Here is a 16076-nt window from a genome sequence, read left to right as displayed (position 1 = left end):
GGCGGCGCGCCAGCCGCTTACTTGCCGCCCGTCGCCTTGCGCGCTTCGTCCGCCGAAACGAGGCCATCCTTGTTGAGATCGGCGCGGTCGAAATTGGCCATGAAGGGTGCGCGGAACTCGGACTGGCTGACCTTGCCGTCCTTGTTGCGGTCGAACTTGTCGAGCGTCGCCTGGGCGTTGCCGGCAAGCTTGGCCATCGCCGCCGCCTTGAACTCGGCGAGGCTGACCTGGCCATTCTTGTCGCGGTCCATCTGCGCGAATTCCTGCTCCATCTTCGCGACGATCGGCTCGGCCGCCTTGCCGGCGACGCCCTGGATTTCGGCGCGGCTGAGGAAGCCGTCATTGTTCTTGTCACCGACGTCGAAGTTCTGGTCGATCTTCTTCTGCAGGTCGGCGCGGGTGGTCGGCTGGGGCGCCTGGGCGGACGAAACGGCCGCGGCCGAAAGGCCAAGCGCAAGGGTCAAGACTCTGAACACGACGCCTCCTGTGAGCGTGGAATGGCATCCCACATACCCGCCGCGGGATTGCGGAGGCGTGAATCGCCCACTTCCCTATTCTATCGTGTCGCGGCATCACGCGTCCAATGCGTGCGCTGACCCATCTCGATCGGCTGGAGGCCGAGAGCATCCACATCATGCGCGAAACGGTCGCCGAGGCCGATCGCCCGGTGATGCTCTATTCGATCGGCAAGGATTCAGCGGTCATGCTACACCTGGCGAAGAAGGCGTTCTTCCCAGGGCCGCTGCCCTTCCCGCTGCTGCATGTCGATACGACGTGGAAGTTCCGCGCGATGTACGAACTGCGCGACAAGGTCGGGGCCGATCCGGCAGTGAGGTTGATCGTCTACAAAAATCCGGAAGCCGAGCGGCTGGGTATCAACCCGTTCGAGCATGGGCCGGCGCACACCGACATGTGGAAGACCGAAGGGCTGAAGCAGGCTCTCGACCAGTACGGGTTCGACGCGGCGTTCGGCGGGCGCGGCGCGACGAGGAGAAGAGCCGGGCGAAGGAGCGCATCTTCAGCTTCCGCGACAGGAACCACCGCTGGGACCCGAAGCGGCAGCGGCCGGAGCTCTGGTCGCTGTACAACATGCGCAAGAACAAGGGCGAAGGCGTCCGCGTTTTTCCGATCTCCAACTGGACCGAGCTCGACGTCTGGCAATACATCCTGCGCGAGAATATCGAGATCGTGCCGCTCTACTTCGCCGACGAGCGGCCGGTGGTGGAGCGCGACGGCCTGCTGCTGATGGTCGATGACGAGCGCATCCCTCTGAACGGCGAGCAGCCGCAGATGCGGCGAGTGCGGTTCCGGACATTGGGCTGCTATCCGCTGACCGGAGCGGTGGAGAGCGCTGCGTGCACGGTCGAGGAGATTGTCGCGGAAATGCTGGTGACGACGACGTCTGAGCGACAGGGGCGGGCGATCGATCGGGACGCCGGCGCGGCGAGCATGGAGAAGAAGAAGCAGGAGGGCTACTTTTGAACGCCCCCGTGGACGTCGCGTCGTGGCTCGCCGAGCAGGAGCGCAAGGAGCTCCTGCGCTTCATCACCTGCGGCAGCGTGGATGACGGCAAGTCGACGCTGATCGGCCGGCTGCTCTACGACACCAAGCAGATCTTCGACGACCAGCTTTCGACGCTCGAGGCGGACAGCAAGAAGCACGGCACGCAGGGCGAGGGCATCGACTTTGCTTTGCTGGTCGATGGACTGTCGGCGGAGCGCGAACAAGGCATCACCATCGACGTCGCCTACCGCTTCTTCGCCAGCGAGAAGCGCAAGTTCATCGTCGCCGATACGCCGGGGCATGAGCAGTACACGCGGAACATGGTCACCGGCGCGTCGACCGCCGACCTAGCCGTGCTGCTGGTCGATGCGCGCAAGGGGGTGCTGACACAGACCAAGCGTCACTCCTACCTCGCCCAGCTGATCGGCATCCGGCATTTCGTCGTCGCCGTGACCAAGATGGACCTGGTCGACTTCGACCAGGCGGCGTTCGACGCGGTCACCGCCGATTACCGGCTGTTCGCGGACAAGATCGGGATCAGGGATTGGGTCGCAATCCCGGTCTCGGGCCTGGGCGGCGACAATATCGGCGAACGCAGCCAGCGCATGCCCTGGTACGATGGACCGAGCCTGCTCGAATATCTCGACACCGTTCCGCTCGACGTCGCTGCCGATGCGGAGAAACCGTTCCGCTTCCCTGTCCAATGGGTCAACCGGCCGGACCTGTCTTTCCGCGGCTTTGCAGGCCAGGTCGCATCGGGGCGGTGACGCGAGGCATGGACGTTCGCGTGCTGCCGTCCGGGCGGACGACCAAAGTTGCGCGGATCGTGACCGAAGACGGCGACCTCGACGAAGCAGTCGCCGGCCAATCGGTCACCCTCACCTTCGCCGATGAAGTCGATTGCTCGCGCGGCGACGTCATCGCCGCCGGGCACAATCCGCCGGAGGTCGCCGACCAGTTCGAAGCGACGATCGTGTGGATGGACGAGCATGAGATGCTGCCGGGCCGCGGCTACTGGATGAAGCTCGGCACGCAGACGGTCACGGCAACGGTCCAGCAGCCGAAGTACGAAGTGAACGTCAACACGCTCGAGCATCTCGCGGCCAAGACGCTGGAACTCAATGGCATCGGCGTGGCCGAGATTGCGACCGATCGCGAAATCGTGTTCGAGCCTTACGCGGTCGAGAATGGCTCGCCCAACCGCGCGCTCGGCGGCTTCATCCTGATCGACAAGCTGACCAACGCGACTGTCGCGGCCGGCATGTTGCACTTCGCGCTCCGGCGTTCGCTCAATATCCATCGCCAGCATCTGGACGTCAGCCGTGAAACTCATGCGACGCTCAAAGGCCAGAAGCCGGCGGTGCTGTGGTTCACGGGCCTGTCCGGGTCGGGCAAGTCGACCATTGCCAATCTGGTCGAGAAGAAGCTGGTTGCGCTTGGCCGCCACACATTCCTGCTTGATGGCGATAACGTTCGCCACGGCCTCAACCGCGATCTCGGGTTCACCGACACCGATCGCATCGAGAATATCCGCCGCGTGGGCGAGGTCGCCCGGCTGATGACCGATGCGGGCCTCATCGTGATGACCGCCTTCATTTCGCCGTTCCGCGCAGAGCGGGAGCTGGTGCGGAAGATGCTGCCCGAAGGCGAGTTCATCGAGGTGTTCGTCGATACCCCGCTGGCCGATGCCGAGCAGCGCGACCCGAAGGGCCTCTACGCCAAGGCGCGGGCGGGCGAGATCAAGAACTTCACGGGCATCGACAGTCCTTACGAGGAGCCTGACGATGCGGAGATTACAATCGACACAACCGCAATCAGTGCGGACGATGCGGCAACCACGATCATCGACGAATTGCGCAAGCGAGGGAGGCTTTAGAAACATGATAGCGGTCCGAAACAAAACTGCGATCCCGGCAGTTTCGATCCCCATGACTCGCTATCTGGCCTGCGCCGCGCTTCTCGCCTTCTCGACACCAGCCCTTGCCCAAGACGAGAACGACTATCGCGTTCGCGTCGGCCTCGGCGCCATGGTCCAGCCGGTCTTCATCGGCTCTGAGGACTTCCAAGTGCGGCCGATCGTCGACGCCGATTTCGCGAAAGGAACCAATCCCTTCGGCTTTGGATCGCCCGATGATCCAATCGGCGTGAAGCTGTTTTCGAAAAATGGCTTCTCGGTCGGGCCCGCGGTCAATTTGCAGCGAAAGAGGAGCGTCTCCGATCTCGATCTGCCGCTCAAGAAGGTCCGACGACGTTCGAGGGCGGCGGGTTCGTGCAATATATGGCGGGAGAATCCTTCCGCATTCGCGCGGACTTGCGAAAGGGCTTTGGCGGTCACGATGGCCTGCTTGGATCGGTCGGAGCCGACTACGTCTCGCGCGATGGCGACCGCTACGTCTTCGCGATCGGACCTCGCGTGCTCTTCTCGGACTCGAAATTCCAGCGCGCCTATTTCGGTGTCAGTCCCGCGGACAGCGTGACGTCTGGCCTGCCGCAATATCGACCCAGCGGCGGAATCTACGCCCTCGCCGCGACAAGCAGCCTGTCCTACCAGTTAAGCTCGCGGTGGGGCATTTTCGGCTATGGACGCTACGAGCGCCTGGTCGGCGATGCCGCCAAGTCGCCGGTCATTCGCGATCTCGGTTCACGTAACCAGCTTTCGGGCGGGATCGGCCTGAACTACACCTTCATCATCAAGCGCTGATCGGCGCTGGGCGTACTCAGTCGCCGCTGCCGGGATCGGCAGAGAAGTATTTGTCGAACTTGCCTTCTTCGCCCTTGTGCTCGTCGGCGTCTGCGGGCTGTCCTTCTTGCGCGTGATGTTCGGCCATTCGGCGGAATAGGTCGAGTTGAGCTCCAACCATTTTTCGAGGCCGCTCTCGGTGTCCGGGAGAATCGCTTCCGCAGGGCACTCGGGCTCGCAAACGCCGCAGTCGATGCATTCGTTGGGATTGATGACGAGCATGTTCTCGCCCTCGTAGAAGCAGTCGACCGGACAGACCTCGACGCAGTCCATATATTTGCAGCGGATGCATGCGTCGGTGACGACGTAGGTCATGGCAGGTCGGACTCCCTCTTTCGGGTCAATTCGCTAAGGGCGCGCGAAAGCCTCGTCAATCGCCGACCTCCTCGTAACAGAGCCGCGCCTCGCCCGGCGGGCCGCGGCGGGCCGGAAGGACGAGAACCTTGAGGACACGGATCTGGCCCTGGAGCGGCAAGGCGACCACACTGCCCACTTCGATCTGCTGGCTTGTCTTCTCGATCCGCTTGCCGTCGACCCGGACGTAGCCGGTTTCGATCAGGGCCTGCGCCAGCGTGCGGCTCTTCACCAGCCGGATGCGATGAAGGAAGAGATCGAGCCTCACGTCTTCAGCTTCGCGAGCTCCGCAAATGCGTGCGAACCGGCACTGCGCTGCTCGCGGCGGGGCGGTCGGCGGCCGCGCCATTTCCAGGCCTCGCCCGACCGGGCGAAGCCGACTTCGTCCATCAGCCTTGCGACCGATGCCTCGTCTAGCCCGACCGACGTCGCCAGCTCGGAATCGACGGGCTGGTCGCCACCGGCGGAGCGAACCTTGTGCGCGTGGCTGGCGAGGCGGTCGGCGAGGTCGATGCGAAGCCACTGCCGGCCAACGCGACGGTAGGCGAAGGCTGCTCCGCGTGCGTCCGCCTCACCATCGAGCGTCGATGCGCCAGGCGGCGGAAGCGCCGGCATCGGCTGGTTGGTACGCACCGACTGGAGGATCGCGCGCCATTGCTGGGATGCAGGCCTGAGCAGCGCCGGAACAAAGACGTCCAGCGGCCCGAGCCTGATGCCGAGCTTGTGAAGCGTCTTGCGGTCGTCGTGCTCGAGGATGGCGATCGAGGCTGCCAGCGCGCGGCGGGGAAGGACGCCGCCGGCATCGCCGAGCATCGCCGCAAGCGCACGGACACCTGCAGAGCTGGAGCGGTCGGTCGCTGCGAGACCCAGCTTCTTCAGCGATCGGAGGTTTCGTTCGACCTGCGCTTCCAGCCAGGTTTCGAGGCGTGCGCGAAGCTCGGCACGGCGGGCGGCAGAGAGCTGGTCGAGCGCGCGGCTGGTCCGGATCGCGGGTTCCAGCAACGCTCGGCCCGGAGCGAGCCGGGCCAGGACATTGCCCTGCCAACCCACGGCAGGCCGGCCGTCGGATTCGATGACAAGTTCGAAAGTCTGGTCCGGAGCCTCGACCAGCGACTTCGCGCGACGGTCGAGCTCGTCACCGAGGCGCCGCTCGGCCGCGGCCAGCAGCAGCCTCTTGTCGGCGAGGCGAGCCGAGGGGTCGACACGGAAGTCGAAGCCGGCGAGGTGGCCGATCGGTTCGGGACCGACGCTCACTTCGCCGTCGGCGGCAACCGTGACCGGCAAGGCGTCGCTGCCGCGTGCGCCGATGTCTCGGACAAGCACGGCGGTCCGGCGATCGACGAAGCGCTGGGTCAGCCGCTCGTGCAATGCGTCGGACAGGCGCGCCTCGACCTCGCGCGTGCGCTCGGCCCATTTGGCCGGATCGGCGAGCCAGTCGGCGCGGTGAGCGATGTAAGCCCAGCTCCGGACTCCGGCGAGGCGGTCGGCGAGCGCCTCGATGTCGCCGTTGACGTTGTCGAGCCGGGCGACCTCGGCAGCGAACCATTCGTGGGGCACGTGGCCACCTTCGCCGACATAGGAGAACAGGCGGCGGACCATGCGCGCATGGTGCATCGGGCCAACCTTGCGGAAGTCAGGCAGGCCGCACACTGCCCAGAGACGCCGGGCGGCGACGCCTCTCTTGGCAGCGACGACGGGATCCTGCGCAACCTGCTTGAGGACGGCAAGGTCGATGGCTTCGGGCGCCGGGCGAAGCAGCGGATCGTCGCTCTTCAGCTCGAGGCTGCGGATCATCGAGCCGACGTCGGTGAAGTCGAGCTCGGGATTGCGCCAGTAGATGAAGTCGAGCGGGCGGAAGCGATGCTCCTCGATCGCGGTGATCTCTTCGTCCGAGAATGTCGCGCCCTCGTCGCCGCCGAGGCCGAGCGTGCCGAAACTGCCGTCGCGCTGGTGACGTCCGGCGCGGCCGGCGATCTGCGCCATCTCCGAGATGGTCAGTCGACGGTCGCGGCGACCGTCGAACTTCTCGAGGCCGGCGAAGGCGACGTGCGAGACGTCCATGTTGAGGCCCATGCCGATGGCATCGGTGGCGACGAGGTAATCGACCTCGCCGCGCTGGAACATGGCGACCTGCGCGTTGCGCGTTGCTGGCGACAATGCGCCCATGACTACCGCCGCGCCGCCTCTGAACCGGCGCAGCATTTCAGCGAGCGCGTAGACTTGCTCCGCCGAGAAGGCGACCACGGCGGAGCGCGGCGGCAGGCGGGAAAGCTTGACGTTGCCGGCATAGCGAAGGGTCGAGAAGCGCGGGCGGCTGACGATCTCCGCCTCCGGGAGGAGTTCACGGATGATCGGCCTCAGCGTGTCGGAGCCGAGGATCAAGGTCTCCTCGCGCCCGCGCGCGCGGAGCATTCTGTCGGTGAACACGTGGCCGCGCTCCGGATCGATGCCGAGCTGGGCCTCGTCGATCGCGGCGAAGGCGAACTGGTCAGGAAACGGCCCTTCCTTCGGCCGATCGTCGCGGCCGGTGCGGACCGGCATCGATTCCGCGGTGCAGAGCACGTAACGCGCCTGAGGCGGCACGATGCGCTCCTCCCCGGTCAGCAGCGCGACCTGCTTCTCACCCTTGAGCGCCTTGACCCGCTCGTAGACCTCGCGCGCCAGCAACCGCAGCGGAAAGCCGATCACGCCGGACGAATGTGCGCACATCCGCTCAATGGCGAGGTGGGTCTTGCCGGTGTTGGTGGGCCCAGGATGGCCCGGACCGGAGCGTCAGGACGGCGCATTGCAAACACGAATGTGGCAGCGCTCCGAAGAAGCGCAAGGTTCCTTCGACGGGTGGAGCGATTTTAAACGGTCATTAACCGTGTTCTGCGCATCACGCCCTTGGAAGGGCGAGGAAATTTCAGATGCTTCATGCGCGGGATGCCTGGGAGGGCGCGGCCGAGACGGCCGAGATCGTCGTGTTCCCGCGAGCGTCCGCCGAAGAAACGCGCGAGTTCGGACGGCGCGCCGAGCGCAAGCCGGTCAATCTTGTCGTCGACCTTCATTCCGAGGAAATCGGCTGGCGCTGGTTCCGCGGCGCCGCGACCCTCGCCGGACTGTTCGCCCTCGCCTTCTTCCTGGCGCCCGGCTTTGAGACTTTCATCGCCAGCAAGGTCGCCGAAACGCCCAAGGGCACGATCCGCAATGCGCAGCTGAGCGACCTCGCCAACCCGGGCGCAGTCAAGGCGCCGATCCCCAAGCCAGTCGGAATCCAGGTCGGCGAGCTGAACGGCATTCGCCGCATCAACGGCGATGTCGCCGGCGGCTCTATTGGTCGCTGCGCAATGCCGGAGCGAGCCCGACCATTGCCGCGGATTATCTGAAGGCGATCGCGACCAAGATCGACGTCGGCGAAGTCGCTCCGTTCGACCGGTTCGATTTTGCCGTCATTCCGGGGAAGAATGGCGAGCCGGACACGTTGCTCTACGCCGGGCTCGACCGGGCGCAGTACAGCGATGTCCAGATGATGAAGTGGATCGTCAACAGTCAGACCGGCTGGTTCGACGGTGCTGCCGATCAGCAGGCTTCCGCAGGGCTGATGGCGCCTGTCGCCGGTCGCATCACTTCCAGCTTCGGCAATCGCTATCATCCCATCCTGCATTTCAACCGCTTCCACGCGGGCATCGACTTCGGCGCCGCCTGGGGCAGCCCGATCGTCGCCGCCGCCGATGGCCAGGTCGTCGGCGCGGGCTGGACGGGCGGGTACGGGCGTCAGGTCCGGATCGTCCACGAAGGCGGCCTGATGACCACCTATTCGCACATGAGCGCCATGGTCGCGCAAGCCGGGACGATGGTTCGGCAGGGGCAGGTCATCGGCTATGTCGGCTCGTCAGGCCTTTCCACCGGTCCGCATCTTCACTTCGAAGTCCGGATGGGCGGGCGTCCGGTCGACCCGCTCACCGCCCGGCTGGTGAGCAGGCCAGTTTTCGAAGGGCCGCAGCTGGCGGCGTTCAAGGCGAAGCTCAAGCAAATCGTTTCGATCCCGCTCAAGCAGAAGTCCGCGCCCGCGCTGCTCTAGGAGGGCGTATTGCGCAGAAAGCTCAGCAGCTGGCTGCGCTGGGCATGCGCGAAGACGCCGTCCTCGCGACGCCGGCTTGACCCCAGCAGGTACGCCTCGACCACAAGGGGGATCGGCGCCGGCAATTCCCCAGCAACTTGTTCGACTGGTCTTCTACGATTTCCCAGTCGACCGCTCCTTCGCCTTTCCTCCGCGAGAATCCGGTCCAGCCTGACCTTCAGTTCTACAACGTTCACGCCGCGAAGTTGGACCCTCGTCTCGGCTGCGTCCTCTACATATGTTAGGTGGTGTTAAAACCGTGGGGGAATGGCAGTGCCTGTTGAACTGAAGATTGCGGCGCTTGGCGCCGTATTGCTGCTCGTTCACATCTTCGCCGCAGTTCATCTGAAGACCCGGCAATATGGCACGAAGTGGAACATGGGTGCGCGCGACGAGGCGCAGCCGCCGCTCAATCCGGTCGCCGGACGACTGGCCCGTGCGCAGGCGAACTTCCAGGAGACCTTCCCGATCGCAGTGGTCGCGCTACTCGGCGTCGTGATCGCCGGGCGAACGAGCGCGTGGACCGCGATCGGCGGCTGGGTATGGCTGGGCGCGCGACTTATCTATCTTCCGCTCTACGCCTTTGGTGTGCCGGGGTGGCGGACGCTGGCATTTGCGGTCAGCCTGACCGGCCTTGCCCTGGTGCTGAGCCCGTTGCTTTTCGGCTAGTCGCCTCAGCGGCTGGCATCCGCTCAACAGACTGCTAAACCCCTCGTTCATGTCCGAAGTCGAAACCGTCGAAGCGCCCGCGACCGCAGCGGAGGTGACCAACCACCTCTATCTTGTCGACGGGTCCAGCTACATCTTCCGCGCCTATCACCGCCTGCCGCCGCTGACGAACCGGCACGGCATGAACGTCGGCGCCGTCTACGGCTACACGGCCATGCTGTGGAAGCTCGCCGACGGGCTGAAGCAGGCCGAGGGGCCGACCCATATGGCCGTCATCCTCGATGCGTCCGAACATACGCATCGCAACGAGATGTACGACCAGTACAAGGCGCACCGCCCGCCGCCGCCTGAAGACCTCGTCCCGCAGTTTCCTTTGATACGCGTTGCCACGCGCGCCTTCTCGATCCCTTGCATCGAAAAGGCGGGGCTCGAGGCCGACGACATCATCGCCTGCTACGTGATGGCAGCGAAGAATGCGGGCTGGAAGGTTACCATCGTCAGCTCCGACAAGGACCTGATGCAGCTGGTCGATGACGGGCATGTCGACATGCTCGACACCATGAACGATCGGCGGATCGACGAAGCCGCGGTCAATGAGAAGTTCGGTGTTGGGCCTGAGAAAGTCGGGGAAGTCCTCGCGCTGATGGGCGATAGCGTCGACAACGTCCCCGGTGTGCCGGGCGTCGGACCGAAGACAGCTACGCAGCTCATCCAGGAATATGGCAGCGTCGAAGGTGTCCTCGCCGCGGTCGAGGAGATCAAGAAGCCGAAGCTCAAGCAGAATCTGATCGAGCATGCCGACGATGCGCGGCTGTCACGCGAGCTGGTTCGGCTTGTGTGCGACGCTCCGCTGCCGGAGCCGCTCGAAGACCTTGCACTGAAGGGCATTCCACCCCAGCCGTTGCGTGAGTTCCTCGAGGAGCAAGGCTTCAAGACCCTGCTCAACCGCATGGTCGGCGGCCCGCAGCAGACCGGCGCGACCGTCCGCAATGACGTCATTGCGGCACTCGACCGCAAGCCGGTCTCAAAGATTGCGGAGCCGGAAGCTCCGGAGAAAATCGAGGTCGACGTCTCGAAATATGAGACGGTGACCGATGAAGCCGCACTCGACCGCTGGATCGAGGAGGCTCGCAAGCAAGGCTATGTCGCGGTCGATACCGAGACAGACTGCATCGACTGCATCATTGCCAAGTTCGCCGGGATCAGCCTCGCGACCGCGCCGAACCGCGCCTGCTATATTCCCGTCGGCCACGTCGGCGTGGACCTGTTGTCGGAAACGCCGAACCAGCTTCCGTTGCAGCTCGTCCTCGACAAGCTGAAGCCGCTGCTGGGGGACCCGTCGGTCCTGAAGATCGGACACAACCTCAAGTATGACTGGGTGATGTTCGACAAGTCCGGCATCGACGTCGCTCCGTACGACGACACGATGCTGATGAGCTTCGACCTCGATGCGGGCCGAAGCTTTGGCCACAATCTGACCGACCTCGCCAAGTCTCAGTTTGAGCATGACTGCATCAGCTTCAAGTCGCTGTGCGGGACGGGTGCCAAGCAGATCACTTTCGACAAGGTGCCGCTGAAGGAAGCGACCGAGTATGCCGGCGAGGACGCGGACATTGCGCTCCGTCTCTGGCAGCGGCTGAAACCCCGCATGACCACCGAGCATGCGGAGCGTGTATACAAGCGCGTCGACCAGCCCCTGATCCCTGTCATCGGGCGGATGGAACGTCGCGGCGTAAAGGTCGACCGCGACTACCTCGCCGGCCTCAGCAAGACGTTCTCCGAAGAGATCGCGAAGCTCGAGGCCAACATCTACGAGGTCGCGCAGGGCCCTTCACGATCGGCTCGCCGCAGCAGCTTGGCGACGTGCTGTACCAGCGGCTCGGGCTGAAGGGCGGGCGCAAGGGGAAGAGCGGGCACTATTCTACCGACGTCAACGAGCTGGAGCGGCTGGCAGGCGAGGGGGTCGACGTCGCGCGGCTGGTGCTCGACTGGCGTCAGCTGACCAAGCTGCGCTCGACCTACACCGAGGCGCTGCAGGCGCAGATCAATCCCGAGACGGGACGCGTCCACACCAGCTTCAGCCTGACCGGAGCGCAAACCGGGCGTCTATCTTCGAACGACCCGAACCTGCAGAACATTCCGATCCGCACCGAGCTCGGCCGCAAGATTCGCGACGCCTTCGTGGCCGAGCCGGGCTACGTGCTGATGAGCGCCGACTACAGCCAGATCGAGCTGCGCATCGCCGCGCACATGGCCGACGTTCCGCAGCTGAAGGAAGCCTTCCAGAACCGCGACGATATCCACAACATCACGGCCGAGGAGCTTTTCGGCACGGTGGACCGCGACACGCGCGGCAAGGCGAAGACGGTGAACTTCGCCATCCTCTACGGCGTTTCTGCGTGGGGCCTCGCGTCGCGGATGGGCGTTTCGAAAGAAGAAGGCTCCGCGATCATCGCGCGCTACTTCGAGCGCTTCCCGGCATTCGCGCCTACATGGACTACACGCTGAATTTCGTCCGGCAGAACGGCTATACGAAGACCTTGTTCGGCCGGAAGACGCACTTCTACCCGAACATCCGGTCACCCAATCCGTCGATCCGCGGCGGCGCCGAGCGGGCGGCGATCAACGCGCCGATCCAGGGGACCAGCGCCGACCTGATTAAGCGGGCGATGGCGCGGATGGACGATGCGCTTGCCGAGGCGGGCCTCGATGGCGTCCGCATGCTCCTGCAGGTGCACGACGAACTGGTGTTCGAGGTCCCTGACGGTCGCGAGGAAGAGGCGGCTGCCGTGGTTCGCCGCGTGATGGAGACTGCAGCGGAGCCTGCGTTGAAACTCGATGTTCCCCTCGACGTTGAGGTCGGCTGGGGTGAACATTGGGGCGCCGCGCATTGAGTACAGCAGCACCCGCCGACACTTCACCGCCCGCAGATCTTGCGGCGCTCGCCCGAGGCGGCCGGATCAACTTCCTGGGATTCTGCGTCCGGCTTGCCGCGCGGCTGCCGTTCCTGTTCATCGCCGGCCGCATTTACGGCGCCGAGGCGCTCGGACGGTTCGCCTACGCAATCCTGATCGTCGAGTTCGCGGCGCAGCTGGCGACGCTCGGCCTGAAGCGGGGCCTGGCACAGCAGCTCGCCAATACCGAGAAGGAACACGTGTGCGTGGCGTGGGACGGCCTGCTGGTTGCGGCGATAGGCTCGGCCATCGCCATGGGGATCCTGATGGTCTTCCCACAGGCGATGTTCCCGAACAGCGAGCTGACCGGGCTCGAATGGCTGCTTCCCATTACCATCATCGCGCTAGCTTGGTCCGACATCATGCTTGCCGCTCTGGCCTACCGTCACGACGTCACCTCGACCGTCCGAGCGAGAGCCATTGTCGAGCCGATCACCATCAGCGCCGCCGCCTTCGCCTGGTCCTACATTTCCCTGCGCGACGGCCTGATCATCTCTTACGTACTGTCGATGGTCGCCGCGCTGATCGCGTCGGTCGTTCCCTTCATGAGAAGCTACGGCGTAGCGCGGGGGTGGCGGCCATATCCACGGACCCTTTGGAAGATGGCCCGGCGAAATGTGCCGGTGGCTGCAGCTGACGCGGTCGAGTGGGGCTCACGCCGGATCGACATCGCGGTCCTCGGCCTGTTCTTCGCGCCGAAGGTCGTCGGCATTTATTACGTGGCGCAGAATGTCGCGTCCCTTCCGCCAAGCTGAAAACCAGCTTCGACCCGATCCTCGGCCCGGTCATCGCCCGGAACCTCAAGGACGGCGACAAGGCGGCGGTCGCAAAGCAAGTGCGGCAGGTCGGCTTCTGGGTCATCGGCGCGCAGCTTGGCGTTGCCCTCGCGCTCGCCATTCCGGGCGAAGCGGTGATGGGACTGGTCGGCCCGGCGTTCGTTGCGGGCACGGCGGCCCTCGCCTTCCTGCTCGGTGCCGAAGTCGTAGCGGCCATGGCGGCGGTGAGTGAGGCAGCGCTGATATACGTCGCGCGGCATCGCAACATGCTGATCAGCATCGCCATGCTGGCGCTCGAGGGCGGCCTCGCCGTCGCCTTGATCCTCGGCATGCGGGCGTTCGATCTTCCGGTCATGTTCCAGGCGACCGGGCCGGCGGTCGCCCTGATGCTGGCGCTGGCCTTTGCGGCAGTGGCGAAATCGCGGCTGCTGCGCGGCATTCTTGGCGCGCGCGTAAACGGCTGGCGATGGCCGTTGGTTTGGGCGGCCGCCGCCGGAACCGTGGTCGGCTGGCTAGCGACCTTCCTACCCGAGTGGGCCGAGCTGGTGTTCGGAATCCCCGGCATCCTCATCGCGTTTGGCGCAGTCCTCTGGACCAAGGGGTTCAAGGCCGAGGACCGCGAGCTGTTCCGGATGAAGAAGGCGGATATCGAAGAGCTTCAGGAGCTCGAGATACCCGCCCCGGAACGACTGGAGATGTCGTCCGCTAGTCGAACAATTCGTGGAGGAAGGACTTTCGCTTCCGTCCGTGCTTGTAATGGTCGCGATCGTAACCCGACCTTTGCTCAGTGAAGGGTCGAGGCTGCTGGGGGAGATCCGCGGCTGATCGCTCGATGATCTTGTCGAGTTCGCCGCGGTCCAGCCAGACGCCTCGGCAAGTCGGGCAATAATCGATCTCAATGCCCTGGCGCTCGGACATGACGAGCGTCGCGCCGTCGACCGGGCAGGTCATACCGTGTGGTGCGTTCACGATGTCTCTCCGATCAGGCGCTTTGGAATTGCGGCGTCAGCCGGAAGATCCGGTCCTTCACCCGCAGCTTCTTTTTCTTGAGCGTGGAGACCCTGAACGGGTCGGGCCAGCGGAGCTTCAGTTCGCGCCGAAGGGCCTCGTCGATGCGCTGGTGCAGTTCGAGCAATCGATACAAACGGGGACGCATATGTCCTTCCTCTCTATCAAACCAAGGTTCGATCGGAGGATCCGCTGTTGCTGGGGAAGTCGAACCGCCCTCGTCACGCATCGGATCATCCGATGCGGTCCGACATCACGCGCCACAATGGCTTGGGCGCGCCAGAGGGGCCCGGTCCGCTCGTAATAGGTGCGGTTGGAGTCGCGGGATTTCAAGAGCGGCGGGCCAGGCCGTTGCGGAAGCTGGCTCAGTGGCGGAAATGGCGCATTCCGGTGAAGACCATCGCCAGCCCAGCCTCGTCGGCAGCGGCGATCACTTCGTCGTCGCGAATCGATCCTCCGGGCTGGATGACTGCGGTCGCCCCGGCTTCGACAGCGGCGAGCAGGCCGTCGGCGAAGGGAAAGAAAGCGTCTGAGGCCACGGCCGATCCCACCGTTCGCTGTTCCGGCCAGCCGTAGGTTTCGGCCGCCTCCTTCGCCTTGGCGGCGGCAATGCGGGCGCTGTCGCGGCGATTCATCTGGCCTGCGCCGATGCCCGCGGTCGAGCCGTCCTTGGCATAGACGATTGCGTTGGATTTCACGTGCTTGGCGACCGTCCAGGCGAACAGGCAGTCGCGGATCTCGTCCTCGGTCGGCTGGCGCCTGGTCACCACCTTGAGTTCGTCGCGGGTGACGAAGCCGTTGTCGCGATCCTGCACGAGGATGCCGCCGGCGATCACGGCGACCGTGCCGCCCGGCCGCCTGGGATCAGGCAGTCCACCGGCCAGCAGAAGGCGGAGGTTCTTCTTCCTGGCGAAGATCGCCCTGGCGTCCTCGTCGGCATCAGGAGCGACGACGACTTCAGTGAAGATTTGTGTGATCGCTTCCGCGGTCGCCGCGTCGAGCGTGCGATTGGTAGCGACGATGCCCCGAACGCCGACACGCTGTCGCAGGCCAGCGCGGCGTTCCATGCATCGAGGAGAGTGTCGGCACTCGCGACCCCGCACGGGTTAGCATGCTTGACGATAACCACCGTTGGCGGACCGTCGCGGAATTCGGCGACGAGCTCGAGCGCGGCATTGGCATCGTTGAGATTGTTGTAGCTGAGCTCCTTGCCCTGGATCTGCTTCGCCTGCGCGATTCCGGGAGCATGCGGGCCGATCGGTTCATAGAGGGCCGCCTTCTGGTGCGGATTCTCGCCGTAGCGGAGCGGCATCAGCAATCGGCTGGCCCGAGTCCAGGTCTCTGGAAAGCGCTCGCGCTGGTCCGCGAAAGCGAACCACTGCGAAATGGTCGCATCATAGGCCGCCGTCAGCGCATAGGCCTTGGCAGCAAGGCGCTTGCGGAATTCGTATGACGTCGCGCCGTCATTTGCATCCAGCTCCGCGAGCAATTCGTCGTAGTCGGCCGGATCGGTGACAATGGCGACATGCGCGTGGTTCTTCGCCGCCGAGCGCACCATCGACGGGCCGCCGATATCGATGTTCTCGATGATCTCGTCACGGTCCGCACCGCGCGCCACAGTGGCTTCGAAGGGATAGAGATTCACCACGACCAAATCGATCGGTGCGATCGCATGCTCCTCCATCGCCGCAGCATGCTCCGGGTTGTCGCGGACACCGAGCAGGCCGCCGTGGACCTTCGGGTGAAGAGTCTTGACTCGGCCGTCCATCATCTCGGGAAATCCCGTCAGGTCGGAGATGTCGCGAACGTCACTGCCGAGCTCTCGCAGCTTTGCCGCGGTGCCGCCGGTCGAAACCAGCTCCACGCCTCGCCTGGCCAGGCCTTCCGCAAGGCGGTCTAAGCCGGACTTATCGGAAAGAGAGATGAGCGCCCTTTTGACGGGCACGAGATCGGTCATGTCTATTCCTTGT

The 16076-nt window shown here is 64.7% G+C and carries 9 protein-coding genes and 6 pseudogenes; 8 read left to right on the top strand and 7 right to left on the bottom strand.

All coding sequences use genetic code 11. From position 1 onward, the window contains the following. Positions 1-17: 17 nt before the first annotated feature. Positions 18-476, bottom strand: coding sequence for an EF-hand domain-containing protein (locus tag H9L15_RS06720; protein ID WP_187715607.1), 459 nt, complete (start codon positions 474-476; stop codon positions 18-20). 107 nt (positions 477-583) lie between these two features. Between H9L15_RS06720 and cysD the strand changes: the two are divergent. From cysD to H9L15_RS06705, 3 genes and pseudogenes are all read left to right on the top strand, one after another. Continuing rightward, a pseudogene (gene cysD, locus H9L15_RS06715) lies at positions 584-1482 on the top strand (sulfate adenylyltransferase subunit CysD). Then, positions 1479-3379: pseudogene (gene cysN / locus H9L15_RS06710) on the top strand (sulfate adenylyltransferase subunit CysN). Before cysD ends, cysN begins: the two co-directional pseudogenes overlap by 4 nt. 402 nt (positions 3380-3781) lie before the next feature. Next, positions 3782-4204, top strand: a complete 423-nt coding sequence (locus H9L15_RS06705) for a MipA/OmpV family protein (RefSeq protein ID WP_262984962.1) — start codon at positions 3782-3784, stop codon at positions 4202-4204. Positions 4205-4220: 16 nt separating this feature from the next. Here the strand turns inward: H9L15_RS06705 and fdxA are convergent. From fdxA to H9L15_RS06690, 3 genes and pseudogenes are all read right to left on the bottom strand, one after another. Next, positions 4221-4558, bottom strand: a pseudogene (gene fdxA, locus H9L15_RS06700) (ferredoxin FdxA). Between the two features lie 55 nt (positions 4559-4613). Then, entirely contained in the window at positions 4614-4865 is a 252-nt protein-coding gene (locus tag H9L15_RS06695; RefSeq protein ID WP_187715605.1) for an RNA-binding S4 domain-containing protein, read from the bottom strand. Continuing rightward, positions 4862-7306 carry a DEAD/DEAH box helicase gene (locus H9L15_RS06690; RefSeq protein WP_187715604.1) on the bottom strand — a complete coding sequence of 815 codons (2445 nt, stop codon included), beginning with the start codon at positions 7304-7306 and terminating at the stop codon, positions 4862-4864. The genes H9L15_RS06695 and H9L15_RS06690 overlap by 4 nt, the downstream gene beginning before the upstream one ends. A gap of 200 nt (positions 7307-7506) precedes the next feature. Between H9L15_RS06690 and H9L15_RS06685 the strand changes: the two genes are divergently transcribed. The 5 genes and pseudogenes from H9L15_RS06685 to H9L15_RS06665 form a co-directional block, all read left to right on the top strand. Next, on the top strand, positions 7507-7965 hold the full coding sequence (locus H9L15_RS06685) for a hypothetical protein (RefSeq protein ID WP_187715603.1): 459 nt from the start codon (positions 7507-7509) through the stop codon (positions 7963-7965). Between the two features lie 95 nt (positions 7966-8060). After that, a complete protein-coding gene (locus H9L15_RS06680) occupies positions 8061-8660 on the top strand; it encodes a M23 family metallopeptidase (RefSeq protein ID WP_187715602.1) in 600 nt (199 codons plus the stop codon). Between the two features lie 312 nt (positions 8661-8972). Then, complete coding sequence (locus H9L15_RS06675) at positions 8973-9368, top strand: MAPEG family protein (protein WP_187715601.1); 396 nt, start codon at positions 8973-8975, stop codon at positions 9366-9368. Positions 9369-9417: 49 nt separating this feature from the next. Further along, positions 9418-12262: pseudogene (polA, locus tag H9L15_RS06670) on the top strand (DNA polymerase I). Further along, positions 12259-13742: pseudogene (locus tag H9L15_RS06665) on the top strand (lipopolysaccharide biosynthesis protein); the annotation flags it as partial. The pseudogenes polA and H9L15_RS06665, both read left to right, overlap by 4 nt. Before the next feature lie 61 nt (positions 13743-13803). Here the strand turns inward: H9L15_RS06665 and H9L15_RS06660 are convergent. The 3 genes and pseudogenes from H9L15_RS06660 to purH form a co-directional block, all read right to left on the bottom strand. Then, positions 13804-14049 carry a TFIIB-type zinc ribbon-containing protein gene (locus tag H9L15_RS06660; RefSeq protein ID WP_187715822.1) on the bottom strand — a complete coding sequence of 82 codons (246 nt, stop codon included), beginning with the start codon at positions 14047-14049 and terminating at the stop codon, positions 13804-13806. A 31-nt stretch (positions 14050-14080) separates the two neighbouring features. After that, positions 14081-14335: a YdcH family protein gene (locus tag H9L15_RS06655; protein WP_223276574.1), complete on the bottom strand. Its 255-nt coding sequence runs from the start codon at positions 14333-14335 to the stop codon at positions 14081-14083. Between the two features lie 136 nt (positions 14336-14471). After that, a pseudogene (gene purH / locus H9L15_RS06650) lies at positions 14472-16063 on the bottom strand (bifunctional phosphoribosylaminoimidazolecarboxamide formyltransferase/IMP cyclohydrolase). Between the last annotated feature and the right edge of the window lie 13 nt (positions 16064-16076).

The sequence above is a fragment of the Sphingomonas daechungensis genome (genome assembly GCF_014489495.1).
Lineage (GTDB): Bacteria > Pseudomonadota > Alphaproteobacteria > Sphingomonadales > Sphingomonadaceae > Sphingomicrobium > Sphingomicrobium daechungense.
This window is presented reverse-complemented; position numbering and strand designations above follow the sequence as displayed.

Bases quoted from the DNA above. Each gene is read 5' to 3' on its own strand.
- H9L15_RS06685 (WP_187715603.1), top strand. From the start codon at position 7,507: ATGCTTCATGCGCGGGATGCCTGGGAGGGCGCGGCCGAGACGGCCGAG.
- H9L15_RS06655 (WP_223276574.1), bottom strand. From the start codon at position 14,335: ATGCGTGACGAGGGCGGTTCGACTTCCCCAGCAACAGCGGATCCTCCG.
- H9L15_RS06690 (WP_187715604.1), bottom strand. From the start codon at position 7,306: ATGTGCGCACATTCGTCCGGCGTGATCGGCTTTCCGCTGCGGTTGCTG.
- H9L15_RS06705 (WP_262984962.1), top strand. From the start codon at position 3,782: ATGGCGGGAGAATCCTTCCGCATTCGCGCGGACTTGCGAAAGGGCTTT.
- H9L15_RS06660 (WP_187715822.1), bottom strand. From the start codon at position 14,049: ATGACCTGCCCGGTCGACGGCGCGACGCTCGTCATGTCCGAGCGCCAG.